The organism is Agrobacterium sp. CNPSo 2736 (genome assembly GCF_004005385.1).
Taxonomy (GTDB): domain Bacteria; phylum Pseudomonadota; class Alphaproteobacteria; order Rhizobiales; family Rhizobiaceae; genus Agrobacterium; species Agrobacterium leguminum.
In genome coordinates, this window is record NZ_RZTX01000019.1 from 57,760 (window position 1) to 84,282 (window position 26,523).

Here is a 26,523-nt window from a genome sequence, read left to right on the forward strand (position 1 = left end):
TAAAGCACTTCATTTGTGCTTTCAAGATGTGGCCCGCGCGAATTGAGAGGTTGGTTCATGAAAAAAGCAATCATATTCGACTGCGAGTTCCTCTGCCTGGAAGGTTCCCAGCGCAGGTTTTGGTGTGCGGCTCATGATCCCGATCCGGTCATTGCGCAGATTGGCGCCGTCAGGCTTGGGCTGGAGGGCGATTTTCCGCTTCTGGGGACCTATAAGGCCTATATATGTCCGGTCGACCGTCATGGCGGAAGATATGTGATCGATCCGTTCTTCACCCGACTGACGGGGATCACCGGGGAGATCATCGAAACGGAAGGCGTTCCCTTGCAGGAGGCCCTTTCAAGCTTCGACAGTTTCTCGGAAGGTGCCCAATGCTGGTCATGGGGCAAGGACGAACTGAATATGGTGGCGATCAGCTGTTATGTCGCCGGCATACAGCCACCCATCCCTGCCGGGCGTTTCGACAATGCCGTCAAACTTCTGCTTGCAGCGGGAATGCCGGTGGAGGATCTGGCAAAAACGCCGAGCAACAGGCTGGCCGATTATTACGGCGTCGAGCATCCGCCATTGCAGGGGCACGATGCGCTCGATGATGCGCTTTCGGTTTCCTATACGCTGCAACATCTCCTGAGGGGCGGAAAACTGACGCCGGAAGCGTTCGGCGTTTAGCCGGTGTCAGGCGGGATTGCGCCACTATCCCGGCCGATGTTCGCGAAAGGCGGCGGCGAGCGTGCGTAAGGCCTCCCGGGATCTGCTGTCTGTCAGGGTGGAGAACATGATGATTTCCGTGGAGGGCAGGGGCGGCAGGCCAAAACGCTGGCTGACCTCCACTGTGCCGGGCGGCGCGAGACGGGAGGAGAAGGCGGAAACCGCGAGCCCGGCCGAGACGGCGGCGGTCACCATCGACGATGTGCCGCCAAGAAACACCTCCGTCCACGCAATCGCAGCCGCATCCAGGGCGCGGGTGGCGATGTCGCGCACGCCACAGGCGGGCGAGAGTGCCGCCAGCCGCAGCGGTTCACCCTGACGATGTTCGAATTGAGGGGTTGCATACCAGCCGAAATGTTCCGGCCCGAGCACCTCGCCATCGCGCCGATCATCCTCGCGCCGGATGATTGCCGCATCGATCTCCCCACGGTCGAAGGCATCAAGCAGGGATCGGGAATGATCCATGCGCACTTCGATCGTAAGCCCGGGGTCGTGGTCGTTGAGGCGTGCAAGCAGGGTCGGAACCTCCGGTCCCGCCACATGGGCGGCGATGCCAAGGCCGAAGCGGCGGCGTGGGGAGGAAAGGCCCGCCAGTGCCCGGTCATGCGCGGCGAGAAACTCGCGGGCGGGCGCCAGAAACACCGCACCCTGCGCTGAAAGCCGCACCGAACGCGGTGTGCGTTCGAGCAGCCGCTGGCCGAGCCTGTCTTCCAGTCGTTTGAGCTTGACGCTGATGGCGCCCTGGGTGGTGCCGAGCGCTTCGGCAGCACGGGTGAAGCTTTGCATATCGGCGATGGTGACGAAGGCTTCGACGGCCTCCACATCCAGCGTGCTCATATCGATTATTCCAATTTGTTGTCTCTGAAATAGCCAATCATCCAATTCAGTTATGGTCAAGCTTTGTCTAGCGTGCCTCCTCCAAAGATCGGTTTTCGCAGTGGCGAACCGACCCATGAAAGGCTGAAGAATGACCCTTGCCGTTACCGCCCCAGCGGGCAGCAGAAGCGCCATGGCGCTCGCTGCCGTTTGTCTCTCCGCCCTGATGTTCGGACTGGAAATCTCCAGCGTTCCGGCGATCCTGCCAACACTGGAACAGGTGCTGCACGCGGATTTCCGTCAGCTTCAGTGGATCATGAATGCCTATACCATCGGCGTGACGATGGTGTTGATGGCGACGGGCGCGCTTGCAGATCGCTTCGGCCGTAAACGTGTCTTCATCGCCAGTATCGTCGCTTTCGCGCTTTCCTCTCTGGCCTGCGGAATGACGGAAAACGTCTCGGTGCTGATCGGCGCCCGTTTCCTTCAGGGGCTGAGCGGCGGGGCGATGCTGGTGTGCCAGATCGCCATCCTGTCGCATCAGTTCCGCACGGCCCGCGAACGCGGCATGGCGTTCGGCTGGTGGGGCATCGTCTCGGGGGTGGGGCTGGGTTTCGGCCCGATCATCGGCGGCGCCATCGTTGCGTTGTGGAGCTGGGAATGGGTGTTCCTCGTTCACATCGTGCTTGGCGCGGGAACATGGCTGCTTGCCGCCGGCGGCGTCGGAGAATCGCGCGATCCGGAGGCGGCGCGTCTCGATCTTGCCGGCATGGTCACCCTTTCGGTCGCCGTTTTTTGCCTTGCCTTTTTCATCACGCAGGGACCCGCGCTCGGTTTTGTGAGCCCGGCGGCGCTTCTGATCCTTGGCGTCGCGGCTGCGAGCTTCATTGCCTTCGTGATCGCTGAAAAGCTTAGTTCAAGACCGATGTTCGACTTCTCCGTGTTTCGCATCCGGCCTTTTTCCGGGGCGATCATCGGTTCTGCGGCGATGAATATCAGCTTCTGGCCATTTATGATCTATCTGCCGATCTGGTTTCAGGCGGGCCTCGGTTATGACAGCGTCACCGCCGGCCTCGGCCTGCTTGCCTATACGCTGCCGGCGCTGGTGATGCCGCCGCTGGCGGAGCGCCTGTCGCTGCGCTATCAGCCGCGCCTCGTCATTCCAGCCGGCCTGTTCACCATCGGCCTTGGTTTCATGCTGATGAAATTGGGAAGCGACGTCGAAAATGCGAATTGGCTCACCATGCTGCCCGGCTGCATCCTCGCCGGTATCGGGCTCGGGCTGACCAATACGCCTGTTACCAACACCACCACGGGAGCGGTTTCCCCCGCCCGTTCCGGCATGGCCTCGGGCATCGACATGAGCGCACGGATGATTTCGCTCGCCATCAACATCCCGATCATGGGCTTTATTCTGGTGGAGGGCGTCCGGGCTTCGCTTCGGGCGAACCTGTTGTCCGGTGCGGATGTGCATGAATTGCAGTCGCTGGCGGAAAAGATCGCGGCGGGAACTGCCGGCGCCTCGGCGCGGGGCGTTTCGGAAGAACTTGTCCATCGGGCGCTTGCGGATGGCTTCGGCCTCGTCATGCTCTATGCCGGCATCAGCGTCTGGCTGCTCGCCGCCATCAGCTTCACGATCTTCGGCCCGGCGCGAAAGCCTGCCCAAGGTTAGGGCGACGGCTGCAAAAGGGAAGGCTATTTCCTCCGCCCCAGCAGGACCATGAGCAGCGGTGCGCCGACGAGAGCGGAGACCAGGCCGGCGGGCAATTGGTAGGGAAAGGCTGCCATTCGCCCCACCCAGTCGGCAAGCACCATCAGGCAGCCGGCGGCGAGTGCCGCCACGATGAGATGCGGGCCGGCGCGCCGAAATCCGATTTCGCGGGCAAGGTGCGGCCCCATCAGCCCGGCAAAACTCAAGGGGCCGATGATGAGCGTCGCCGCCGCCGTCATGGCGGCCGCCAGAATGAACAGTGCAGCCCGTGCCGACGGAACATGGACGCCGAGTTCCCGCGCTGCACCCGCGCCGAGCGGCAGCAGGGTAAGCCACCGATGCGCCAGAATGGCCATGGTTGCGAAAACCACTGCGAAGACGACCGCGATCCGGGCGGTGAAACCATCGACGAGATAGGTCGAGCCTCCCATCCAGCGAATGATCATCATGGCGCGCGGGTCGCCGCCGGCGGCCAGCACGCCGATCACCGCGTCGAGCATGGCCGTCAGCACCACGCCGGTCAGAAGAACACGCTCGGGCGTGAAGCCTGACCTGAGGCCGAGTGACAGGATGGCGAAAAGAACCGCGGCAGCGCCGGCGCTCGCAAAACCCAGTTGCAGCATCGGCCCGGAAGCGGTGAAGGCGAAAAGCGCGACGGCCATGCCCAGCGTTGCACCGGCTGAAACGCCAAGCACTTCCGGGCTTGCTATCTCGTTGCCGGTCAGACGCTGGAGAATGGCGCCGGCTGCGCCAAGCAGGCTCCCGGCTGCGAAGGCCGCGACCACCCGCGGCCAGCGATAGGGCAGGATTTCGCTCCATTCACCGACAGGCAGCAACCCCCAGCTTCCATCCGGCGCACGGCCGAAAAGAATGGCGGCCGTTACGCCTGCAACCAGCAGGCCAACGAAAGACAGGACCATGATGGGGGAAAGGCGACGCTGTTTAACGATGCCCGGCGGCGGAGCGGGCAATTCCCTCTGCATGGCTTTCAGGCGGGGCAGCAGAAACAGCACCAGCGGCGCGCCGAACAGGGCCGTCATGGCCCCGGTCGGTATCAGCCCGCCGGTGATATCCGAAAGGCGTTTGACGATTTCATCCGTCAGAAACAGCAGCCCTGCGCCGATGAGCGGCGACCAGAGGATTTGCTGGGCGATGCGGCGGGCACCGGCAAGCCGCGCTATGGCGGGCGCGACAAGGCCGACGAAACCGATGACGCCGACGGCGCTGGTGACAAGCGCGGCCAAGGAGACCGCGATCGATACGGCAAGAACCCGCAACCGCACGACGGAAAGGCCGAGCGCTCCGGCGCTGACATCCCCCAGTTCCATCAGGGACAAAGGCCGCATGATCAGCCCGGCAAGGGCGGCCAGGACCAGAATTTTCGGAAAGAGCGTGACGGGAACGGCCCAGCTTTGCAGAGACAGCGACCCCGCGCCCCAGATGAACAGGCCGCTCAGATACCGTTCGTTGAGGAGGACCAGAATGGCCGAGGCGGCGGCGCACCAGATGCCGATCATCAGACCGGCGAGGACGAGCGACAGCGGTGAAAATCCGCGTCTTGCGCCGATGGAAAACACCGCAAGGGCGGCCAATGCGCTGCCCGCCATCGCCACCACATCGCGGCTGATGCCTTCCAGGGTGGGAAAGGCGAACATGGTTGCGGCAACGGCAAGATTGGCGCCCGCTGAAATGCCGAGCGTCGAGGGCGAGGCGAGGGGGTTGCGCAAGGCCTGCTGCAACAATGCACCGGCAAGCGCCAGCGCAGCACCCGCCAGAAGCGCCGTCGCCATACGCGGCAGGGTGGAATAGAGCAGCATGAGCCGCTCAACATCATATTGCGCACCGTCGCCGCTCAATCGATGCAGATCCGGCCAGATATCGCTAACGGCAAAGATGGCGCCGAGGAGGAAGAGGCTGGCGGCAACACCGGCGGGGGTGAGGAGGCGCAGGAGGACCGGCGGCATCAGGCGTGGCTTTCCAGATGATCGGTCACCAGACGGGCAAACCGCATGGCTTCCTGCACCATGCCGAACATCAGCACGCCGGGAAGGGTGGAGACCCGGCCCGCCCGGACGAATGGCAGATTGCTCCAGAGCGGGCTTTGATCGAGCCGCGAGAGAATGTCGGGCGGCGTCAGCGGTTCGAAGGCGATGAGCCGGGCATCCGCCGAAAGGACGGCCAGCGCCTCCAGCGCAATGGTTTCGAACCCCCAATAATTGGTCTTTTCCGGCCAGGCATTGGCAAGACCGATCTTTTCCATGGCGCCCTGATAAAGACCGGGGCCGCCATAGACCCGCGCATGGCGCTCATCCATGAAATTGATGACGGCGACCGGCGGCGGCTGCAATTTTTCAAGCCGGCGGCGGCAATCGGCAAAGCAGGCTTCGGCCCGTGAGAGGAAATCCTCTCCCCGCTGCTCCTTACTAAGGGCTGCGGCAAGCTTGCGGGTCGCGGCGTAAGACGCCGTCAGGGCGTCGCTCTCCGGTGTATAGATGGGAAATTCCATCACCGGAGCGATCGACTGTAATTTCGGGGTAAGCGAGGCAAGGAAAGGCGTTGACAGGATGACGTCGGGCTTCAGCCTCGCCAGCACTTCGAAATTGATTTCGGCGGTCAAGCCGAGGTCGGCCACGCCTTCCGGCATGGCAGGCTCCACCATCCATGTGTCCCAGTCGGCGCGCGCGGCGATTGCAGCCGGCACGGTGCCGAGCGCGAGCAGGGTGGAGGCAAGCCCGTAATCGAGCGAGACGATGCCACCCTTCGGCATCGCCGCTTTCACCCCGCTCTGCCATGGCAGGGTCAGTGCCGTGGCCATCAGCAGCCGGCGAGTGGGCGAATGGTCAGGCATCGTGCGTGTCCCGGTTTTGTCCGCAGGGCAGGGGACAGCTTGCGCCGCATCCGCCAATGGTGGGGATCATGTATCGCAGGCAGCACACGCGCCTGTTGCCCTTGACCACCATGCCGGACATGGGATTGCGGCTGCCATCCGGCCACAGGGGATCATCGATAACCGCCCGGCAGGCGCGTGCGAGCGCCGGATCGGCCTGCGCCTCGATTTCCCCGATGATCCACGACAGATAGACGGCGGCATTGTTCCACAGCAATTTGGGAGCAAGTTTCGCAGCCCTGGCGATGGAGGGAATGAGTGCCGCGAGGTGATCGCGCAAAAGCCCATGCAGATCTTCGGGCGCGGATGCCTTGCCGGCCTGATCGCCGGCATGGGGGAGCAGGAATGCGACCGGCAGGGCGTTTTCCGGATCGATGATCACGCTCAGATCGCCGAGAGCCAGAGGCAGGCGGCGGCCGTGAACGAGACGGCAGACGGTGGGCGTGATGGTCAGCAGGCTGAAGTAATAAAGTGTCCAGAGCGATGCCGTGGCTCTCGGGTCGGCGTCCGGATGGGCGGCGTGGTGGCGGGTCATCAAGTCGCAAAAAACATCTTCGCAGGCAAGCTGCCGGCAGGGCAGAACCTCCGCACCGCAGGACGGTGCAAGCAGGAACTTGTCCGTGCAATAGCCGAAAGAGCCGACGGACGCGAAGTCCGGCAGCCTTTCATGCGCCGATTGCGGGCAGGGCGCCATGGTCTTCGCCATGCGCCCCGCCGCCGGGTTGCCGCCTGCGGTCGCCACGGTTACCAGCGATATTTCAGGGACGCCGTGATGTTCCTGCCCTGACCGAGATAGCAATAACCGTCCGTGCAGGCGACATTGCGGTCGTCGGCGATGTTGCGGACGTTGAAGGAGGCGACGAGGCCGTCATAATCCTTGTCGAGCGCGCCGAAATCGTAGGAAAGAGCGGCATCGAGATAGATTGCGGCATCGTTCTTCGCGATGTTTTTGGTGCTGGTATAGCTTTCGCCGACATAGCGCAGACCCGCTCCGGCCGAGAGGCCATGGAGAGGCGTATCTTCCTGGAAGGTGTAGTTCGCCCAGAGAGAGGCCACATGGGTCGGCACCGAGGAAGGCGTATTGCCGGCATCGTCGCCCGCCGTGATCCTGGAATGGGTGTAGCTATAGGCGGCGATCACATCCCAGCCGGTGGCGATATTGGCCTTCGCCTCCAGTTCGAAGCCCTTGTTGGTCACCTCGCCGAGCGAGCGGAATATCAGGCCGGCGGGATCGATCGCCACGGGCTTGTTCTTTTCCGCCAGATGATAGGCGACCGCCGAAAGCATGATGTCGGTTCCGGGTGGCTGATATTTCACGCCCAGTTCGAACTGTTCGCCTTCGGTGGGCTTCAGCGTTTCGCCGGTGGCGGAAAGCTTGGTAACCGGATCGAAGGAGGTGGCGTAGCTGAAGAAGGGCGAAACGCCGTTGTCAAAGGCATAGAGCGCGCCTGCCTGAACGGTGAAGGCGTCCTTCTGCACGTCTTCGGTCACAGGGCCCTGCCGGGTCTGGTCCACCCAGGTCTGCCGTCCGCCGAGGGTGAAACGCCATTTGTCGATCTCCATCTGGTCGAGGGCATAAAGCCCGACCTGCCGCAGATCGGCTTCCGACTGATAGGCGCTATAGGCGGGCGTAGGTCCTGAGAAACCGTAGCGCGGATTGGCGATATCGAAGTCGAAGGCGGAGCCGCCGGATGCATAACCATAGGCGAATGAAGATTTCACATTGCTGTAATCGAGGCCGGTCAGCAGCGTATGGGAAACGGGGCCGGTGTCGAAGCTCCATTCAAGCTGGTTGTCGGCCTGGAAGGCCTTCATGTCGTCGCGGATCGCCCAGGGATCGCGATGGGCGACGGTGCCGGTCCAGCTCGATACGCCGAGATAACGGCTGCGCAGATCCATATGCGAATAACGCAGATTCTGCCTGAAGGTCAGGGTATCGTTGAATTCGTGCTCGAAATTATAGCCCACCTGCTGCTGGCGGATCTTCTGATAGTCGTAGTCGGGATCGCTTCCACGCAGCCGCAGGACATTGCCGGCGGGATCGGTCAGTGCCGCGACCGAAGCGTCGGTTTCGGTAGACTGGATGAGCCCGTAAACGGTGAGGCTGGTCTGGTCGGACGGCTTCCAGGTAAAGGACGGCTGAAGGAAATAACGGTCGTCGGCAATATCGAAATTGGTGTCGCCGGCGCGCGCCAGTCCGACCACGCGATATGACAATGTGCCGTCGGTGTCTATCGTGTCGCCGATATCGAAGGCGGCCTGCTTGCGGGTTTCCGTGCCGTAAAGCGCCTCGACCTCGCGGATGCGTGTGCCGTTTGCCAGCTTCGACGTCTTGTTGACGATGCCGGCGGGCGTGCCTGCGCCATAAAGCACCGAGATCGGGCCACGGACGATTTCCACACGCTCCAGCGAATAGGGATCGGTGCGGAACATGCCGTAGTTCAAATAGGGCTGACGCAGTCCGTCCTTGTAATCGCCCATGGTGGTGGCGTCGTAACCGCGAATATAGATCTGGTCGAAGCGCGGGTCGAAGCCGGCGGCGGTGCCGGTGGTGACGCCGGCGGAGTAGCGCACGGCCTCGATGATATCCTGCACGCCGCGCTGCTGCATTTCCTTTTTGGTGACGACCGCAACCGAGCGGGGCGTCTCGATGAGCGGCGTATCGAGCTTGGTGGCGCCCGAGCTGTTCTTGGCCGCCACGGTGGCGTCGTCACCACCGCCCCTGTTGCCTGTCAGTTCGATGGGCTGGAGCAGGGTGGAGCCCGCAACCGGCGCTGCTGCGGCGCTGGGGCTGCTGAGCCGCACGGTGTTGGCGCTGGTGAAGGTGTAGGAAAGGCCGGTGCCGGCAAGCAGGCGCGTGAGGGCATCCTTGCGGCTGAACGCGCCTGTGACACCCGCCGTCCTCACTGTTACCGGAATTTCGCCGTTGAACACGACATCGACACCGGTGATGGAGGAATAACGCACCAGCGCGCTCGAGAGCGGCTGCGGCGCGATTGAAAATTGCAGCGCGCTTGCCTGCGTCGCCGTCTGTGCGGCCGCCGGCAGAGGGCCGATCAGGGCAAGGCCGGCGACGGTGGCGAGAAGCAGTATACGAAATGATCCGGTTGCTGAATGACGGTTGCTGAAATGATTTTTACGCTTAGACACGGTAATATACCTTCCCCTGCTCCTGTTGCCGCAATGACGGCCTCAAAACACGAGTACGATTCCGTTTGCGCAAAACCTCGGTCCCCGGACAAATTTTTTTTAAGCGCGTGTGCAGGCGATGCCCCTGGAGTGTTTTCGCTTTTCCAGACGGAGAACCGCGCGCCGCTTTTCCTGCAAGTGCTCTAGCGCTGGCGGATGACCGACAGCCAGGGGGAATAATCGGTGACCGTGACAGGCAGGCCCTCTTCGAGGATCTGCCCGATCTTTTCCCGGCGTCTGACATCGACGATCATCGTCACCGGCTGTCTGCCGAGGGCATCGCCCAGAACGATCATGCGGCCGCGACGCCATTGCTCCAGTCGCGCGACGACCTCTTTGAGGGGCGTCGAGATGAAGACAAGCTTGCCCTGCCGCCAGGCAAGCCGCGTCTCGATATCGGTTGCTTCGGGTCGCGAGAGAACACCGTCCCGGTAGGAGATGCTGTAACCGGCCTCCACCGCCTGCCGCGACTGTCTGGCGACCACCTCGACGGCATGTTCGGCCACCGAAACAGAGACGGAGGAACCCGCGCGACAGACGGAAAAGGCGGTGCCGAGCGCCGTGGTCGCCAGGTCTTCCGCAATGACGGAAAATGGCCGGTTCCGATCCGGGGCGACCCGGAAGAACGCTTCACCCGACAGCAGCGTAATCTGCCGCCGTTGCGGGGTGAAATTCACGGAAATGGCGCTCGATGTGGAAAGCTCGACGGTCGAACCGTCGGAAAGTGCGATGCTGCGGGTCTCGCCAATCGCGGTTTCATAGTCACCCGCCGGGCGTGTCGCCTGCCACGCCGCGGCTCCGACACCGCCGATTAGCAGAAGTCCCGCCGCGCCGTTTTTCAGCAACCGACGGCGGCCAAGCGGCTGCGCCTGTGCAAGCTGCGGCGCCATGCCGGCGCCGAGCCATATGCGCTCGATATCGGCATAGGCGCGTGCATGCCGCTCATCCGCCTCGATCCAGCGCCGGAATTCGCTTTCGTCGGCTGCGGTGGCGCCGGGTTCCAGAAAATGCGCAAACCAGCTTGCCGCCGCATGCGCTATTGCCGCTTCGTCACCCTGGGCTGCGGTTTCGCGGCCGGCCGGCGTCTCCGCGGTCGCATCCTTGCCCGCGGCCACCTTCATCTCTCGCCCGGCGGCGTCATGCCGGTCTTCAGCTTTTCAAGAGCGGCGACCATATGGCCGAAAGCGGTTTTTGGCGAAATATGGAGCCGCTGGCCGATTTCCACGAAGGTCAGGCCTTCGATGCGCGAAAGCAGAAACACGTCCCGGCAGCGCGGCGGCAGGGCGTCGACGAGCATTTGCAGGCGTTCCAGCTCCTGCCGCCCGATCATGCAGGTTTCCTGCGTGGGCGAGGGATCCGCGACGAAAGCAAGATGTTCGATGCCGGTAAAGACCGGGGCGATGCGCTTGCGCCGCTCATGGTCTATGGCAAGGTTTCTGCCGGTGATGATGACATAACCGCAAAGATCGCCGGTGAGGCCCAGCAGCTTCCGCCGCTCCCACAATCGCAGGAACGTGTCCTGCACGAGATCGAAGGTGGTCGCGTGGCAACGCACGCGGTGATAGATCGCCGCGGCAAGCTTGCTCTTCACATTCAAAAACGCGTCCAGAAGATCCGGGCTGTCAATTTGCTGCATGGTCTCTGGATAACACCGGCCATCCGCGCGCAGCAAGACGGCCGAGCCGATAAAGATGATTTTTTTTATCATATTTATTAGCTGTAACTTTCGCACCACGACGCGGCGCGAAAATATGGGTATGGGCGGAGCCTCCCGACCCTTCCCCGCAAGACTTTCTCCGCGATATCGCTAGGCGCTTTCGGTTGCCTTACCCTCGCGGAAGCGTTCGCCGAGGTTGAAAAAAGACAATTTCATGTGGCTGCGCTTGTCTCTCCCCTCAAGGCTGGAGAATGGCACTTTGAAACCGAATGTCTTGTCCGGTTCGCCGGAGCGTTCCCGCCAGAAAGCATCGATGTCTGAAACCATCATTTTTTGCCGCCGGGCGCGACGGTAGCGGATGGGGTGTCTGGATTGGGCGACAGCGAAGTAGCTGAGCGCACCCTCGCAGGCGAGACCTTGCAGAACCATCAGCGCTGCTTCCTTGGGGCGAAGTCCCGAGAGATCGCGCGTCACCGACACCATTTGCTCTTTTGCGGCGCGCGGACCCTGCATGCCTCCAACGACAATCGTGTGGTGCTGCGTTTCGCATCCTTCGAGAAAAGTAAAAGTCGCCGTCCACAAAACGGCGTTGTCATGGTCGCGCACGAGCCTGACAGCCAAAGCGCCCTCGTGCCGGCCGCCGCAACGATCCGCCAACGCCAGGATGCACCGATATTCATCGTTCCGGCCGCGAACGGTGCCCATGTCCATGGTTTTTCCCGCCCACAGCCCGGCCATGGTGCTTCTGGGAAAATGCCGGTCCGCAATTGCGAAATTGTCCATGAGAAAAGCCAGCCGTCTCTTCCGGGAAACTTTATTGATCAGGAATTTCGACAGCGGTTTTTGGAGAAGGTCGTCATGCGGGAGCGGTAATTCTCGCTCCGCTGAAAACCGGACCAGAAACCACCACCACCGAAAGGTGACCAATGGATTGGCTGCAAAACGCATCCAGAAAAGGACTGCCCGCTTCCAATGGGCACGTCCGGCAAAGGTCATAATTCTCCGGAACAGCAAAAAATGAGGTGTTTCCGAAACCGTCTGGACCACCTCATCGGTGACCGGGCGTTTCTCTGCCAGAACGGCAGCATCTTGAATGCGCGACATACACGGGCTTCCGGCAGAAATTGAGCGTTCAGCCGGGGCATGCGCCGGAATTGTCGAGATTCTGTCGAGAAACAGCCTGTCTTCCATAAAGACCGGTTCGTTGCCGCAACGGATTGCCCGCGGAAATCTTTCAGGGCGTTTGCGCGAATAGAACCGTTACGATGGTTCCGCCGTCCGGTCGTGTCTTTATCTGCAGATCGCTGTCATGCGCCCGTGCGATTGCGCGGGCAATCGACAGGCCGAGCCCCGTGCCACCGGTTTTGCGCGCGCGTGACGGTTCCATCCGCCAAAAGAGTTCGATGCCGTGCGCCTCGACGCCGGGGGGAAAGCCCGGTCCCTTGTCCTCGATCGTGACGAAGGGCCGCCCGTCCTGAAGCCCGGTCGAACAGCGCAGAAACTTGCCGCTCGCCGCATAGCGGCGCACATTGTCCATCAGGATCAATAGCAGCTGCCGAAGGCGTTGGCGGTCGCCGCAAATGGGTGCGGGCTCCAGCGACATATCGATATCGATGCCGGCCTCATCCATCAGCGGCCGCGCCGCTTCAGCCACGGCCGCGCATTCGGCGGCAAGATCGAGCGGCTGCGTGTCTTTGACGAGGCTGTTGGTTTCCGCCAGGGAAAGTGTGCGCAAATCATCGACAAGACGTGCGAGCCCCTCCACATGGACGATGAGGTGGCGAATGGCCTGCTTGTCGAGGGGGAAGACGTCGTCCACGATGCCGTGCAAACGGCCCTGCAGGATTGTGAGCGGTGTGCGCAATTCGTGGGCCACCGCCATCGTGTTGAACTTCAGCCGGCGCTCCATCATCTGAAGCTCCCGCGTCAGGCTCTCGAAACTGTCGACCAGAAATGCGACTTCGGCGATGGGGCTCGCCTTGATCTTCGCGCCTCCGCTAAAGTCGCCGGTCGCCATGCGCCGCGCCGCATCGGCAAGTTCGCCAAGAGGTGCCGCAATGCGCCGGGAGATGAAATAACCGAGCAAGCTGCACAGGAAGACGGCAAGCAATCCGAAGACGAACACCGATTTGATAAGCTCGTTATCCGCCTCATCTTCCAGGCCCGGCAAAACCTCGACAAGGGCCTGAAGCTGGCGCTGATCCGGCATCACGCCCCGGTCGATATCCGAGAAGGCCTTGGAGGCATCGGGCGAAAGCTGGGCGATGATGCGTTCTTCAATATTGTCCGCATACCAGGAAACGCCGAAATAGACCAATGCAACGGCAAAGATGAGCATCGTGGTGATCGTGATCGCCGTCATCGTGCGCAGGCGCAGTCGCCGGAGCTTCATGGTTTCTGCTCCCCGGCCAGCCGATAACCGACGCTGCGCACCGAGACCAGATAACCGCAGGCGCCATGATCCGCCAGTTTCTTGCGCAGATTGGCGATGTGCGTGTCGATGGTGCGCGCCAGCGCATCGCTTTCCGGCAGGCAGGCATCCAGAATATCGGCGCGCTGAAAGGCGTGGGTGGGGCGGCGCGTCATATGGGCTAGTATCCTGAACTCGCTCAGCGTCAGGGGCAGAACGGTCCGTCCCCCATCGGCGCAAACGGCCGCGACATAGGCTTCGGTGTCCACTTCGATGGCCCCGAAGCGCAAGACCCCACCGGCGGCCGGCTGTCGCGTGCGTTTCAGCACGGCATTCACCCGCGCCATCAATTCGTGGGGATTGAAAGGTTTGACGATGTAATCGTCAGCGCCAAGGCGAAGGCCGGTCAGCTTGTCCATATCCTCCGCAAGAGAAGTGACCATGATGACAGGCGTATCCCGTTCCCGCCGGATGCGGTTCAACACCTCAATGCCATCGAACTTCGGCAGGCGAATGTCGAGCAGAACCAGATCCGGTCTCAACATCGAGAAATGCGTCAGCGCTATTTCTCCGTCGCTCGCCCTGACGGTTCTGTATCCTTCGCGAATGAGATAGGCGTCCAGAATCTGAATAATATCGGGGTCGTCTTCGACGATCAGAATAAGCCCTTTGTCCATACTCGATCCGCAAATCCGCTTCTGTAAGCCGTGGTAACGCCGGGACGCTAAGCGGATGCGAAACATCGGGCAAGAGCCTCCATCCCCGAATAAACACTATGGGTGCCGCTTTCCTTGCAGTCTTGTCTCTTTCTCCGCAAAGCCTTGACATTTCTGCGGAAGAGAACTGGCCATGCACCAGCCTCTCGCCAGTAAAACCGACCGGAAAAAGCGGAATTGGACCCAGAGGTCGAAATTTCGCGCAGGCGCCATCCATGTCGCCCGTCAGGCTTTTTTACGTGCCTCCGGCAGTTCCTCGCTGCTGGCTCTTCTGGTCGCTCTTGCGATGATGATCGTCTTCACGATCAGGTCGGATATCGATCTTGAGGTGAGCCGGCAATTCTGGACGGACCGTTTCCACCTTGGCGAGGATGAGTTCCTGATTTCCGTCCGAGATCTGAACCGCATGCTTCCGCCGGTTTTATTGTCCGGGCTGGTGTGCATGCTTGTCCTCATGCCATTTTCTGGCGGCCTGCCCCGGGTTTTTCCACCGCACAAGCTGCTGCTTATTGGCGTCTTTTTTGCTCTGGGACCGGGCGCCTCGGTTCATATACTGAAAAATGCGTTTGGCAGGGCAAGACCGCGCCATCTTGGCGAGTTCGGGGGAGACCTGTTGTTTACACCGGTTTTTTCCCTTGACGGTGGCTGCGCCCGAAATTGCTCTTTTCCTTCCGGTGAAAGCGCTTCCGCAGCCGCCCTTCTGGCCTTCACCATTCTCCTGCCAGAGAAATTTCGCCTGATCGGCATCGCGATACTGGCGCCATTCATCGTGATTGTCTCCCTGAACAGGGTGGCAATGGGCGCTCACTTCCTCTCCGATGTCCTGATTGCATGGCCCTTGATGCTCGCGGTGTTCCTTCTGCTCCAGCGACCCTTCGTGAACAATCGGCAGGCGATAGACGCCGCCTTCACGCGCAGGGTCGACGGGACGCGGCCCGCCGCGGAAACAAGGCCATTTGCGGAACTATAAGGCCGAGGGGAATCCCATCCGCCCAATATCAAAAGGGCAGCGGAAAGCCGCTGCCCTTGCTGTTTCCTGCCGAGTGACCGGAGGCTTATTTCACCTGGGCGACGACCAGCTTGCCGTCAGCGCGTTCGGCGACGAACTCGATATTGGCGCCTTCCTTGAGCTTGGCGAGGATCGCATCGTCCTTGACGCGGAACACCATCGTCATGGCCGGCATGTCGAGGTTCTTCAGTTCTTCATGGATGATGGTGACCTTCCTGGCTGGGGCATCGACCTTCTTTACCGTTCCCTTGGTGAATTCCTCTGCGAATGCACTGAGGGGAGCGGTGAGCAGGAGTGCTGCCGCGACGGTGATTTTAACGATGGTATTCATGGTCAGATTCCTTTGTTGCCGGGTTACTTTGCAGAAACTTTGAGATCGCCGCGCATGCCGGCCTCGTAGTGCCCGGGTTTCAGGCAGGCGAATTCGAACATGCCGTCATTGGTGAATTTCCAGATGATTTCGCCGCCTTCGCCGGGCGCGAGGCTGATCGCGTTCGGATTGTCGTGCTCCATCTCCGGAGCCTTCTCCATGGCGGCCTTGTGCTCCAGATTGGCCTTCTGTTCGTCGAGAATGAATTCATGATCCAGTTCGCCGACATTCTTGACGACAAAGCGAACCGTCTTGCCTTTCTTGAAGTCGAACTTGGCGGGGGTGAAGAGCATCTTGCCGTCAGGCGTTTCCTTCATCGTCACCTGAATGGTCTGGGTCACCTTGGCCTTGTCGCCCGGTTCGCCGATCGCCATTGCTTCATGGCCGCCGCCGTGGGTGCCCGAGGCAAGGGCGGGCGTGGCGAGAGCGGCAAGAAGCAGTGCAATTTTCAGTTTGGTCATTCCATATTTCCTTGATTTTGGTGGGGTTCTTGTGGGGGTTGGGTCTGCGCGATCAGCCGTGTTTCATCGGTTTCGGCGTGATCTGCGTTTTGGGGTCATTGGTCTTGGGCGTATCCGGCAACTCGCCGGTCCATTCCCAGGCCTGGGTTCCGGGCGGGTTTTCGTACCAGCCGGGATCTGAGTAATCGCCCGCGGAGATGCCTTCGCGAACCTTCACCACGGAGAACATGCCGCCCATCTCGATGGGGCCGTGCGGACCCCAACCCGTCATCATGGGTACGGTATTCTCGGGGATTTCCATTTCCATCGCGCCCATATCGGCCATGCCGGCGGTGCCCATCGGCATATATTCCGGCCGCACCTTGCGGATTTTCTCTGCGACGGTCTTCTTGTCGACGCCGATGAAGGTCGGGACGTCATGTCCCATCGCATTCATCGTGTGGTGCGACTTGTGGCAATGGATCGCCCAGTCGCCGACATATTTGGCGTCGAATTCATAGGCCCGCATCGCACCCACGGGGATATCGATGCTCACCTCCGGCCAGCGCGCCTCGGGCCGCACCCAGCCGCCGTCCGTGCAGGTCACTTCGAAATCGTAACCGTGCATGTGGATCGGATGGTTGGTCATGGTGAGGTTGCCGACGCGCACGCGCACCCGGTCGTCCCTGGAAACCACCAGCGGATCGATGCCCGGAAACACCCGGCTGTTCCATGACCATAGATTGAAGTCGGTCATGGTCATGATCTTCGGCACATAGGAGCCGGGATCGATGTCGAAGGCGTTGATGAGAAACACGAAGTCGCGGTCCACCGGCATGAAGGCCGGGTCCTTCGGATGGATCACGAAGAAGCCCATCATGCCCATCGCCATCTGCACCATCTCGTCCGAATGCGGGTGGTACATGAAGGTGCCGGATTTCACGAGGTCGAACTCGTAGACGAAGGTCTTGCCAACCGGGATATGCGGTTGCGACAACCCGCCCACACCATCCATGCCGGATGGGAGGATCATGCCGTGCCAGTGGATCGTCGTATGTTCCGGCAGCTTGTTGGTGACGAAAATACGCACCCGGTCGCCTTCGACGGCCTCGATGGTCGGACCGGGCGACTGGCCGTTATAACCCCAGAGGCGGGCGGTCATGCCCTCCGCCATTTCGCGTTCCACCGGTTCGGCGACAAGGTGGAATTCCTTGACGCCGTTGTTCATCCGGAAGGGCAGCGTCCAGCCGTTGAGGGTGACGACGGGGTTGTAATCCGGGCCGGTGGTGGGCTTGACCGGGGCCTGGGTCGCAGCCGTTTCCATCACGGCCGCTTCCGGCAGGCTGGTGTTGGATGTTTTCGCCCAGGCCGCCGAGGAGACCATTGCAGCGCCGACACCCAGAAAGTTTCTTCTGTTAAACATGGTCGTTTCCTTTCTCAGTGTCCGCCACCGCCGCCGCCAGCGGCGGCAACCTCGGTCTCCGCGCCTGCCGCAGCACCCGTGCCGCCACCGTAAATGGCAGGAGCGAGGCTGGCCTCGGCGAGCCAGAAGTCGCGTTTCGCATTGATGGCGAGCAGGCTTGAATTGACCTTTTCCCGGCTGTCGGCCAGAAGCTCGAAGGTATTGGTGATCATGCCGTTATAGGTCAGCAGCGACTGCTCTTCGATTTTGGTGCGCAGCGGCACCACGCTGTTGCGGTAATGCCGGGCGATATCGTAGTTCGAACGATAGGCCTGATAGGCGGAGCGGGCTTCCGAGCGGACATTGACCGCCTTTTCCGCCAGCAGGTTCGCCGCGCGCATATAGGCGAGTTCGGATTCCCGCATGCGTGCCTGACCGGAATCGAAGATCGGAATGACGAATTCCAGCTCGGCATTGCCGGTGGTCTGCTTGTGGATTTCGCCGTCTTCCAGCTCGCGTTCGGTCTCGAAGCCGGAACGGATTTCGAGATCGGTCACGTATCGGGTGGCTTCGGTGAGCTTGAACGACCGGGCGGTCGCCTCCAGATCGAGCCTCGCCATCTGCAGATCCACGCGGCGCTGCAGCGCTTCGGCCTCGATCATGTCCCGTTTGGTAAGCGCCTTCGGAAGCGGGGGCAGGCGGTTGGGAATGGTATATTCGATATCCGCTCCCCACAGTCCCATCAGCCGGGTCAGTTCCTCCTTGGCAAGACGGGCCTCAAGCCGCGCCCGAGCGATCTGGCCGGTCAACTCGGCGTAAAAGACCTGCTCGCGGGCCTGGCCCTCCTTGTTGAGCGAACCCGCCTCGCCAAGCTTCACGGCAAGTTCGGAGGCGGCATCCGCCGCGGTCTGTGCCTGCGCCAGCTGGCCGACATTTTCCCATGCCGCCACCGCGGTAATCCAGGCGCGGCGGGTATCGGCCGCCAGTTGCAGCGTCTTCAGCGCGGCGCCAAGCTGCGCCTTGCGGAAGCCGGTATCGGCGATCTCGACATTTTTCTTAAGGGTAGCCAGCGCCAGAATATTGGTGACGACGACACCCTCAATCGCCTGATAGGCCCTGAGCCCCGGGGTGCCGATCCCCGTCAGCCCGATGCCGACCCGGGGATTGACCAGCACGGTCGATTGCCATGCGGTGGCGGCGGCTTCGCCGAGATCGGCATAGGCTGCCTGAAGGCCCTTGTTGTTCAGGAGCGCAACCTGCACCGCCGTCTCGACATCGAGACTTTTGCCGGCGGCCATCAGCGATTTGACGCGGGTCTGCGTCGCCTGCGCCTCGGCCCGGTTCTGCACCCAGACCGCCTGCTTGCCTATCGCCTCGGATGTCCTGGCCGAAACATTGGTGAAACCGGCGTCACGCGACGCATATTGGGCGGCCGTGACACAGCCGCCGAGAAGAAACGGCAGGCAAAGGGCGGTCGCGAGTTTCGCTCCGAGTTTGAAGGTAAGTATCGTCATGATGCGTCTCCTTTCGGAGCCTGCGCATCGTTCTGGTTACGCCAGGGCTTCGGGTCCGCCGGCGCGCGGTGCGTGTAACCCGCGACCGGGGTCTGATAGCGGATGGGGGCCGCGCCGAGCGAAGGGTTTGCCGCGTCGTCATAGGAGGCGGCGTCGTTCATCAGGGATGTGGCTGTGCAGCCGCCCAGAAGCAGGGGCGCCGCAACCACAATGTAAATCGGGTTCATGGGTATTTTCCGAACAGGAGATGCAACGGCGCGGCGGCGCTAAAGCCGCTCACGCACGGTCATTGCCCAAAGGCGGGCTTTGCCTGTTCAGATATTCGGGGGGCGGTGAAGGAGCGGGGTCTGGCCCAGCGCCTTGCTGTCGTCGAGGAAGGAACGGATGCTGTTGACGACGGGTCTGCCAATGGTGTCGTGGCTGATCAGAACCGCCATGCCGAGACAGAAATCGCCGCAGCATTGCGGCTTGACGGGCTTTTTGACGCCGCCGTCCTGTTCGGCCATATCGTTATGATCGTGACTGTCGGACATCATGGCCGAGGCGCCATGGTCCATCGTCGCGCCGTGATCCATCATGGCGGACTGATCGTGCTGCATTCCGCCGGCTTCGGCGGGATGCATTGCGGCATTGACGGTGGAAACGCTATAGCCAGCCAGTGACAGTATCATCACCAGTCTAAACAACAGGGCCAGCAATTTCGATGCTCGCAACATCTCACGCATGTTCCGTAGAAAAGCTGTAGTCCTGTGATTTGTCAATGGATATCCCTCATAACCATCGACGAAAGCCGTTATGTCGCATTCACGCGGAGCAGGGCCGGCAAGCGGAATGGCAGGGCCTGCAGCCTGCCCGCACCTCACACGAAGTCGATGAAGGCTTCATCGAGAATAAGGAGCTTGCGGGCCTGCATGCGGGCATATTCCTCGTAAAAACCCTGCGAAATCCAGAGCGCGGAACGGCCGCGTCGTCCGCTCCAGCCGATGCCGCCGATCAGTTCGGCCGCCGCAAGCTTGCGGCCGATGTGGATACGCGACAGGGAGAGGGATGTCGACAGTTGCGTCACGGTTTCCACATCGGTCAGGCGCCTGCCCTGTTCGGTCGGCTTTTCCCAGTCGATTCCGGCGATAAGGCGGTCCATCAGCAGTCCGCCCGCATCGAACCAGTTGAAGATGATGGAAAGCGGGCCGGGGCAGCGCACCTCCGGATGCGACAGAAACGCCTGCGATACGCGGGGGTGGACATGGGGAAGCATGGTCTCCGACCGCTTGATGAAACGCGATGCCCTGAAGCCCTCATCCAGCAGATCCAGCGCCTGAAAATGCACGTCGTACCATTGGGCGAGCATCGCCAGCGCCGGGGCTGACGGCACGATCCCTTTGCCGGGCCCATTGCCGGGCCCATTGTCCGGCCCGTCGCCGGACCGGTCTGCCGGGCGTGTCATTCCGCGTTTCAGCGCCTCCTTGAAGAAGGCATAAGCGACACTATGGCTGGCGAGCCCATGCCGAAGCGCCAGATTGCCGAAATCTTCCCGCGTCAGGGCGGGTTCTCCCGCTCCTGTTTCACGGGCGCCGCATTTCTGAAAATAGAGCGCCAGAAGCGCGTGACACAGAAGCCGGCTCTGGCGCGTCGCAAAAAGTGCGGTCATCTCGGGCGAGCCTTCGTAAAGGGCGATGAAACTTCCCGCCAGCAGACGCAGCGCCGCCGGGAAGGACTCTTTTTGCAGCATCGCCTCTATTTCGCCGGGCGCTGGCCTGCGGCAATCGGCTGTCGCGGCTGGCAACCGGGAGATCGCAAAGTCGAAAAAATTGGTCATGGGCCGCGCTCCGGGATGGGATGATCCAATCGGCCTTACAGGAGCTGAAATGGCGCGTCTTCTCATTGCGCGCAGAGGTGAAATTTTAAGCCGGCGGCATATCTGCCGCGCGGGCGTCGCCGGGCGTCATGCCATAGGTGCCGGCAAATACCCTGTAGAAAGTAGCGAGGCTGTCAAAGCCGCAGCCATAGGCGATCTGCGTGACCGGCAAGGCAGGGAATGCCAGCAGCAACCGCCTCGCCTCCTCGATCCGCATGGAGGAGAGCGTGCGGGAAAACGACAGTTCCGCACCCTCGAAAACCACATGCAATTGCCGAAGCGAAATGCCCAGTTCCCTTGCGACGGCGGCAGGGGTGAGGTTCTGCCGGGATTTTTTCCGTATCATGATGTCCTGTGCCGCATAACAGAGCCCGGTCCTTAGCGCGGCGCGCACCTCCGGCATGGCGGACGAAAGCCGCCCGCGCGCCGTCATGGCGAGCCGGGCGATATGCGTGACATCGCGGGCGGGGTCGATGAGCCTGCCGGGGTCGGCGTTCAGCGTGTTGAAAAGGGCCCGGAAGGGCAGGGAGAAACTGTTGTTTTCCGCATAACGCGTCGCAAACAGGTCATCGGTGGCCTGACCGAGCATGACCTCGTAATCCACGGGGATCTTTAGCATCCTGTAGTGAAAATCCGCCTCGTTTCCCGGTATCGCATCGTAGGGCAAGTCGGAATAGTTGATGGTGATATCGCCCCCGCCAACCGCGTGAACCTGATTTTTGCCAGCATGCAGAAAGCCGGAACCCTTGACCTGCAGGCCGATGCAGAGGCTGTCGCCGGCAATGCGGGCAATATCGGCTTCGGTGCGGTTCACCCGGTAAGAGGAGGCGCGCATCTCGGTCACCACGGCGCCGGCAACGGCGCGCGCCTGAAACGAACCCCTGAAGCTGTGGCGAAGGTCCCGCGCAAGCTCGATTGTCACACCAAACAGGCTTTTGCCACGCACTTCGCGCCATTGGTCGAAGCGGTGTTCAGGCAGAAAATCGTCGGTTGCGAAGCGGACTATGGTGTTCGTGGCTTGATCCTCCCCGACGATCCCGGCGGCCTATTTTTCCGTTGCGCGAAATCGAAGATGAACGAGCGGATAGGGTCGACCCTGTCCGTCGAGGGCGGAGCGTCCGGTCGGTTCGAATCCCAGCCGGCGATAAAAACCCATGGCCCCGGCGTTCTGTTCGTTGACGTCCGTGGTCAAGGCGGGGTGGAGCGCAAGCGCCCGCTGGACCAGTGCCTTGCCGATTCCCTGGCCATGATGGTCAGGATCGATGAAAAGCGCCTCCATATGCCCCTCATGCAGAAACATGAAACCGAGGGGGCGGTCAGAAACATCGACCGCCAGCGTGAGCGGCGCCTGCGGCAGAAAAGCTTCGACTTCCTGCCCGATTGCGGCGCGATCCGCCGGCAGAAGGAACCCGTGGGTGGCGTCGACTGCTTTGCTCCATATGTCGAGGATGCGGAAAGCGTCGCGGCTCTCGGAGGGACGAAGTGTGATCATGCCTCACCCTTAGCAAGTGCGGACTTTTCACGCCATGGGCCGGCCTGATCTTTTCCGTGAGCACGTGCGTATTCAATGAATTTCAGCGGCAAAAGCCGGCGATTCCGATCTCCGCATGCCGCCATCTCTCCCTCCGAAAAATTTTTCTCGAAAAAAATGCTTGCAAAAAGCGGTTCGAAAAAAATAGATAAAAAGAACTTCTATCTATTTATTTTGAGGGAAAGATCGACAGATGGACCAGATCGTCACGCAAATCGACAGAAATTCCGCTCAGATTACGGGTTTCGGCGACGGCTTGTCGCTCGAAGAGGCAAAAATTATCTATAATTTGCCGTTTAACGATCTTCTGTTCCGCGCCCAGCAGGTGCATCGCTGTCATTTCGATCCCAATGCCATCCAGATGAGCCGGCTTTTATCCATCAAGACCGGCGGCTGCCCGGAGGATTGCGGTTATTGCAGCCAGTCCGCCCGCAACCCCACCGGCCTCAAGGCCTCCAAACTCATGGAAGTGGAGCGGGTGCTGACTGAAGCGCGCAAGGCGAAGGAAGGCGGCGCGACGCGTTATTGCATGGGTGCTGCCTGGCGCAATCCCAAGGAGCGTGACATGGAGGCCGTGGTGGCCATGGTCGAGGGCGTGAAAGCGCTCGGCATGGAAACCTGCATGACGCTCGGCATGTTGACGCCGGAGCAATCCGAGCGGCTGGCCGATGCCGGTCTCGACTACTATAACCACAACGTCGACACTTCCGAGCGGTTCTATTCGCAGATCATCACCACCCGCACCTTCGAGGACCGGCTGGAAACGCTCGCCAATGTCCGCGATGCTGGCATCAAGGTCTGCGCCGGCGGCATTCTCGGCATGGGGGAAACGGTGGAAGACCGGATCTCGATGCTGGTGACGCTCGCCAACCTGCCGGTGCCGCCGGAAAGCGTGCCGATCAACATGCTGATCCCGATCCCCGGCTCGAAGCTTGCCAAGGCCGATCCCGTCGATCCGATCGATTTCATCCGCACCATCGCGCTGGCGCGCATCCTCATGCCGCGTTCGCATGTGCGGCTTTCGGCCGGGCGCACGGAGATGAGCGATGAGACGCAGGCGCTCTGTTTCCTGGCCGGCGCCAATTCCATCTTCATCGGCGAGACGCTGCTGACGGCGGATAATCCGGGGGAGGACCACGATACGGCGCTTTTCCGCCGTCTGGGGCTGAAGCCGATGGAACTGCAGCCAACTGAGTTGCAGTCTGGGGAGCCGGGAGGGTGCCGGTGAACCTCGCGGCGTTCTCCCCCTATGAGGCGAAGCTTGCCGGCCTGGAGCGCAAATCGCGGCTGCGCTCGCTCGCTCCTCAACAGGGGATCGATTTCACCTCCAATGACTATCTTGGCCTTGCCGATTCACCCCGGCTGAAGGCGGCATTTGCCGACGCTATCGGAAGGGGTGTGCCGGTGGGGGCCGGCGGCTCGCGGCTGCTGCGCGGCAACCACCGCGAACATGAGGCGCTGGAAGCGGAAGCGGCGGCGCTTTTCGGGGCGGAAAAAGCGATCTATTTCGGCAGCGGTTTTGCCGCCAATGTCGCGCTGTTCTCCACATTGCCGCTGCGGGAAGACCTCGTTCTTCACGACGCCCTGATCCATGCCAGCGTCCATGACGGGATCGCGGCCGGCAAGGCGAAGGCGATCGCCGTGCCGCATAATCAGGTCGAGGCATTCGAACGGGAAATAATCCGCTGGCGGCAGGAGGGTGGCCGGGGCCGTCCGTGGATCGCCGTCGAAAGCCTTTATTCCATGGATGGCGACCGTGCGCCCCTTTCGGCCCTGGCTGATCTTGCCGGGAAACACGGAGGCTTCCTTGTCGTCGATGAGGCCCATGCCACCGGTGTTTTCGGCCCCGGCGGGCGCGGCCTTGCCGCGGAGCTGGAAGGCCGGGGCAATGTGGTGGCGTTGCACACCTGCGGCAAGGCGCTCGGTCTTTCCGGTGCGCTTTTGAGCCTGCCGGCGGTGCTTGCCGACTACCTCGTCAACCGCGCCCGCGGTTTCATCTATTCGACCGCGCCTTCGCCGCTGATGGCGGCGGCGGTGCGCGAAGCCCTGCGCATCGTTGCCGATGAACCATGGCGACGCCTGCGGCTGGCGGAGCTGGCAAACTTTGCCGGCGAGGAGCTTCGCTCCCGGCTCGGCGTTGCGCCCAGCGGTTCGCAGATCCTGCCAGTGATGATCGGTGACAACGCCCGCTCGCTTCGTATCGCCGCGCATCTGCGGGAGGGCGGTTTCGATGTACGCGCGATCCGCCCGCCGACGGTGCCGGAGGGCACGGCGCGCCTGCGCATCGCCATCACGCTCAATGTGGATGAGAGCCAGATCGCCGATATGATCGGGCTGCTTGCCCTTTCGCTGGCGCAGGAGCGGAGATGAGCCCTCGTTTCGTCATCTCCGGCACCGATACGGGCATCGGCAAGACGGTCTTTTCCGCAGCGCTGACCCATGCCCTGCAGGCTTGTTACTGGAAACCCGTGCAATCCGGGCTGGAGGAAGAAACAGACAGCGAGACGGTGGAACGGCTGGGTGGCGTGCCGCCCGCGCGCATCCTGCCGGAGGCCTATCGCCTGAAAATGCCGGCTTCGCCGCATCTATCGGCCCACCTCGAGAATGTAACGATCGACCCCACGCTGCTGCTGCCGCCGCAAACGGATGGACCGCTGGTGATCGAGGGGGCGGGCGGGCTTCTGGTGCCGCTGACGGACACCGTGCTCTTCGCCGATATCTTCGCCCGCTGGCAAATTCCGCTTGTGCTGTGCGCAAGAACGTCTCTCGGCACCATCAACCATACGCTGCTCTCGCTCGAGGCGTTGCGGCACCGCGCCATTCCCGTGCAGGGCGTGGTCTTCATCGGCGACGAGAACCGGGAAAATGAGCGCGTCATCGCCAATATCGGCGCCGTTCGCCCGCTCGGCCGCCTGCCGCGCCTGCCGGAGATGACATCAGAGGCGCTGCATCGGGCATTTGCCCGACACTTCAATCTCGCTGATTTTCTGGAGGCGCCGGCATGAGCCGTTCCCCTGTCTGGCATCCCTTCACCCAGCATGGGCTGGAACCGCCGATGAAACGCGTCGTATCAGCGGAAGGCGCATTTCTCGTCGATGAGGACGGCAATCGCCTGTTCGACGCCATTTCCTCCTGGTGGGTCATCACCCACGGGCACCGGCATCCCGCAATCATGGCAGCCATCCGCGCCGCGACAGAGGCCTTCGACCAGGTCATTTTCGCCGAGTTCTCCCATGAACCCGCCGAAACGCTGGCGCGCGGGCTGATCGAGCTTGCGCCCGCTGGGCTAAGCCATGTGTTTTATTCCGATAGTGGCTCAACGGCGGTTGAGGTGGCGCTGAAAATGGCGCTGGGATATTTCCACAATCGCGGAGAAAAGCGCGACCGTATCGTGGTGATGGAGCATGGCTATCACGGCGACACTATCGGCACGATGTCGACCGGTGAGCGCGGTGTCTTCAATGCCGCTTACGAACCGCTGCTCTTCGGCGTCGACCGGCTGGCTTTTCCAGAAGCGGGCAGCGAACAGCACACGCTGGACATGTTCGAAAACTTCTGCCGTTCAGGCCGTGTCGCCGCCCTGCTGGTCGAGCCGCTGGTGCTTGGGGCGGGCGGCATGAGGATTTACGGCGCGGATGTTCTGGCCGGGATGAAACAGATTGCCGAACGCCATGGCTGCCTCGTCATTGCGGACGAGGTGATGACGGGCTGGGGCAGAACCGGAACCATGTTCGCCTGCGAACAGGTCGGCATTTCACCGGATATTCTCTGCACCTCCAAGGGCCTGACCGGCGGCTCCCTGCCGCTGGCGGCAACGCTGTGCAGCGCGGAGATTTTCGACGCGCATTTTTCAACGGATCGCCGCAAGACCTTTTTCCATTCCAGTTCCTATACGGCCAATCCGATTGCCTGCGCTGCGGCCGTCGCCAATCTTCAGGTCTGGCGGGATGAACCCGTGCTTCAACGCATCAGGCAATTGCAACAGGTGCTGAGCGACAATCTCCGGCGATTTGCCGATGACCGGCGTTTCAGCGGCATCCGGCAAATGGGGACCATCGCGGCCCTCGATCTCGTGGTGCCCGCCGGCGGGTATCTCGCCGAGGCGGGGCCGCGCATGCGGCAACTGTTCCGCGAGCGCGGGTTCGTCATCCGCCCGCTCGGCAATGTGCTTTACCTGATGCCGCCCTATTGTTCGACGGCGGAAGATCTGGCCAGCGCCTTTGACGCCATCGATGAGGTGGCCGGAATCGTCACCGAAACCGCTTCGCTAAAATCGCGCGCGCTCGGCATCGCGTGAAAACGGGGTGC

Annotated in this window: 26 protein-coding genes; 7 read left to right on the plus strand and 19 right to left on the minus strand. The window is 61.7% G+C overall.

Translation table 11 applies throughout. The features are described 5' to 3' along the window. Nucleotides 1-57: 57 nt before the first annotated feature. The gene (locus EM858_RS23455) at nt 58-669 is read left to right on the plus strand and encodes a 3'-5' exonuclease (protein ID WP_080819808.1); all 612 of its coding nucleotides are present in this window, start codon (nt 58-60) and stop codon (nt 667-669) included. A 24-nt stretch (nt 670-693) separates the two neighbouring features. On the opposite strand, the gene EM858_RS23460 is transcribed toward EM858_RS23455, so the two are convergent. After that, nucleotides 694-1,545 (minus strand): LysR substrate-binding domain-containing protein, encoded by an 852-nt coding sequence (locus tag EM858_RS23460; RefSeq protein ID WP_162936893.1) that lies wholly within the window; start codon nt 1,543-1,545, stop codon nt 694-696. A gap of 130 nt (nt 1,546-1,675) precedes the next feature. Between EM858_RS23460 and EM858_RS23465 the strand changes: the two genes are divergently transcribed. Next, a complete protein-coding gene (locus EM858_RS23465) occupies nt 1,676-3,196 on the plus strand; it encodes an MFS transporter (RefSeq protein WP_127758134.1) in 1,521 nt (506 codons plus the stop codon). 23 nt (nt 3,197-3,219) lie between these two features. Here the strand turns inward: EM858_RS23465 and fhuB are convergent, their stop codons facing one another. From fhuB to EM858_RS23510, 9 genes are all read right to left on the minus strand, one after another. After that, the gene (gene fhuB / locus EM858_RS23470) at nt 3,220-5,199 is read right to left on the minus strand and encodes a Fe(3+)-hydroxamate ABC transporter permease FhuB (protein WP_127758135.1); all 1,980 of its coding nucleotides are present in this window, start codon (nt 5,197-5,199) and stop codon (nt 3,220-3,222) included. After that, nucleotides 5,199-6,083, minus strand: coding sequence for an iron-siderophore ABC transporter substrate-binding protein (locus EM858_RS23475; RefSeq protein WP_245483038.1), 885 nt, complete (start codon nt 6,081-6,083; stop codon nt 5,199-5,201). The genes fhuB and EM858_RS23475 overlap by 1 nt, the downstream gene beginning before the upstream one ends. Next, nucleotides 6,076-6,828 carry a siderophore-iron reductase FhuF gene (fhuF, locus tag EM858_RS23480; RefSeq protein ID WP_245483039.1) on the minus strand — a complete coding sequence of 251 codons (753 nt, stop codon included), beginning with the start codon at nt 6,826-6,828 and terminating at the stop codon, nt 6,076-6,078. Before fhuF ends, EM858_RS23475 begins: the two co-directional genes overlap by 8 nt. Before the next feature lie 38 nt (nt 6,829-6,866). Continuing rightward, complete coding sequence (locus EM858_RS23485) at nt 6,867-9,272, minus strand: TonB-dependent siderophore receptor (RefSeq protein ID WP_127758137.1); 2,406 nt, start codon at nt 9,270-9,272, stop codon at nt 6,867-6,869. Nucleotides 9,273-9,454: 182 nt separating this feature from the next. Then, the gene (locus EM858_RS23490; protein WP_127758138.1) at nt 9,455-10,432 is read right to left on the minus strand and encodes a FecR domain-containing protein; all 978 of its coding nucleotides are present in this window, start codon (nt 10,430-10,432) and stop codon (nt 9,455-9,457) included. Then, nucleotides 10,429-10,947 (minus strand): RNA polymerase sigma factor, encoded by a 519-nt coding sequence (locus tag EM858_RS23495; protein ID WP_245483040.1) that lies wholly within the window; start codon nt 10,945-10,947, stop codon nt 10,429-10,431. The genes EM858_RS23490 and EM858_RS23495 overlap by 4 nt, the downstream gene beginning before the upstream one ends. Nucleotides 10,948-11,118: 171 nt before the next feature. Further along, the gene (locus EM858_RS23500) at nt 11,119-12,072 is read right to left on the minus strand and encodes a DUF535 family protein (RefSeq protein ID WP_127758140.1); all 954 of its coding nucleotides are present in this window, start codon (nt 12,070-12,072) and stop codon (nt 11,119-11,121) included. Between the two features lie 130 nt (nt 12,073-12,202). Continuing rightward, nucleotides 12,203-13,360 (minus strand): ATP-binding protein, encoded by a 1,158-nt coding sequence (locus tag EM858_RS23505; protein ID WP_127758141.1) that lies wholly within the window; start codon nt 13,358-13,360, stop codon nt 12,203-12,205. Next, nucleotides 13,357-14,055, minus strand: coding sequence for a response regulator (locus EM858_RS23510; RefSeq protein ID WP_127758142.1), 699 nt, complete (start codon nt 14,053-14,055; stop codon nt 13,357-13,359). Before EM858_RS23510 ends, EM858_RS23505 begins: the two co-directional genes overlap by 4 nt. A gap of 445 nt (nt 14,056-14,500) precedes the next feature. Here EM858_RS23510 and EM858_RS23515 point away from each other — a divergent pair, with 445 nt between their 5' ends. Beyond that, a complete protein-coding gene (locus EM858_RS23515) occupies nt 14,501-15,064 on the plus strand; it encodes a phosphatase PAP2 family protein (protein WP_245483041.1) in 564 nt (187 codons plus the stop codon). Nucleotides 15,065-15,149: 85 nt separating this feature from the next. On the opposite strand, the gene EM858_RS23520 is transcribed toward EM858_RS23515, so the two are convergent. The 9 genes from EM858_RS23520 to EM858_RS23560 all read right to left on the minus strand — a co-directional run bounded on the left by EM858_RS23520 (nt 15,150) and on the right by EM858_RS23560 (nt 22,176). After that, nucleotides 15,150-15,434, minus strand: a complete 285-nt coding sequence (locus tag EM858_RS23520; protein WP_127758144.1) for a copper-binding protein — start codon at nt 15,432-15,434, stop codon at nt 15,150-15,152. A gap of 23 nt (nt 15,435-15,457) precedes the next feature. After that, the gene (locus EM858_RS23525; RefSeq protein WP_127758145.1) at nt 15,458-15,934 is read right to left on the minus strand and encodes a plastocyanin/azurin family copper-binding protein; all 477 of its coding nucleotides are present in this window, start codon (nt 15,932-15,934) and stop codon (nt 15,458-15,460) included. A 52-nt stretch (nt 15,935-15,986) separates the two neighbouring features. Next, the gene (locus EM858_RS23530) at nt 15,987-17,336 is read right to left on the minus strand and encodes a copper oxidase (RefSeq protein ID WP_127758146.1); all 1,350 of its coding nucleotides are present in this window, start codon (nt 17,334-17,336) and stop codon (nt 15,987-15,989) included. Between the two features lie 14 nt (nt 17,337-17,350). Beyond that, on the minus strand, nt 17,351-18,829 hold the full coding sequence (locus EM858_RS23535; RefSeq protein ID WP_127758147.1) for a TolC family protein: 1,479 nt from the start codon (nt 18,827-18,829) through the stop codon (nt 17,351-17,353). Beyond that, nucleotides 18,826-19,056, minus strand: coding sequence for a hypothetical protein (locus EM858_RS23540; RefSeq protein WP_127758148.1), 231 nt, complete (start codon nt 19,054-19,056; stop codon nt 18,826-18,828). Before EM858_RS23540 ends, EM858_RS23535 begins: the two co-directional genes overlap by 4 nt. A gap of 87 nt (nt 19,057-19,143) precedes the next feature. Beyond that, complete coding sequence (locus tag EM858_RS23545) at nt 19,144-19,554, minus strand: hypothetical protein (RefSeq protein ID WP_078053696.1); 411 nt, start codon at nt 19,552-19,554, stop codon at nt 19,144-19,146. Nucleotides 19,555-19,688: 134 nt separating this feature from the next. Beyond that, nucleotides 19,689-20,645 carry a hypothetical protein gene (locus EM858_RS23550; RefSeq protein ID WP_127758149.1) on the minus strand — a complete coding sequence of 319 codons (957 nt, stop codon included), beginning with the start codon at nt 20,643-20,645 and terminating at the stop codon, nt 19,689-19,691. Nucleotides 20,646-20,730: 85 nt separating this feature from the next. Then, on the minus strand, nt 20,731-21,630 hold the full coding sequence (locus EM858_RS23555) for an AraC family transcriptional regulator (protein ID WP_164865542.1): 900 nt from the start codon (nt 21,628-21,630) through the stop codon (nt 20,731-20,733). A gap of 99 nt (nt 21,631-21,729) precedes the next feature. Then, nucleotides 21,730-22,176: an acetyltransferase gene (locus EM858_RS23560; RefSeq protein WP_127758150.1), complete on the minus strand. Its 447-nt coding sequence runs from the start codon at nt 22,174-22,176 to the stop codon at nt 21,730-21,732. Between the two features lie 232 nt (nt 22,177-22,408). Here EM858_RS23560 and bioB point away from each other — a divergent pair, with 232 nt between their 5' ends. The 4 genes from bioB to EM858_RS23580 are packed head-to-tail and all read left to right on the plus strand — an operon-like array spanning nt 22,409 to nt 26,512. Continuing rightward, on the plus strand, nt 22,409-23,443 hold the full coding sequence (gene bioB, locus EM858_RS23565) for a biotin synthase BioB (protein ID WP_127758151.1): 1,035 nt from the start codon (nt 22,409-22,411) through the stop codon (nt 23,441-23,443). Further along, a complete protein-coding gene (locus EM858_RS23570) occupies nt 23,440-24,585 on the plus strand; it encodes an 8-amino-7-oxononanoate synthase (protein WP_127758152.1) in 1,146 nt (381 codons plus the stop codon). Before bioB ends, EM858_RS23570 begins: the two co-directional genes overlap by 4 nt. Then, entirely contained in the window at nt 24,582-25,220 is a 639-nt protein-coding gene (gene bioD, locus EM858_RS23575; protein WP_127758153.1) for a dethiobiotin synthase, read from the plus strand. Before EM858_RS23570 ends, bioD begins: the two co-directional genes overlap by 4 nt. Beyond that, a complete protein-coding gene (locus EM858_RS23580; protein ID WP_127758154.1) occupies nt 25,217-26,512 on the plus strand; it encodes an adenosylmethionine--8-amino-7-oxononanoate transaminase in 1,296 nt (431 codons plus the stop codon). Before bioD ends, EM858_RS23580 begins: the two co-directional genes overlap by 4 nt. Nucleotides 26,513-26,523: the final 11 nt, after the last annotated feature.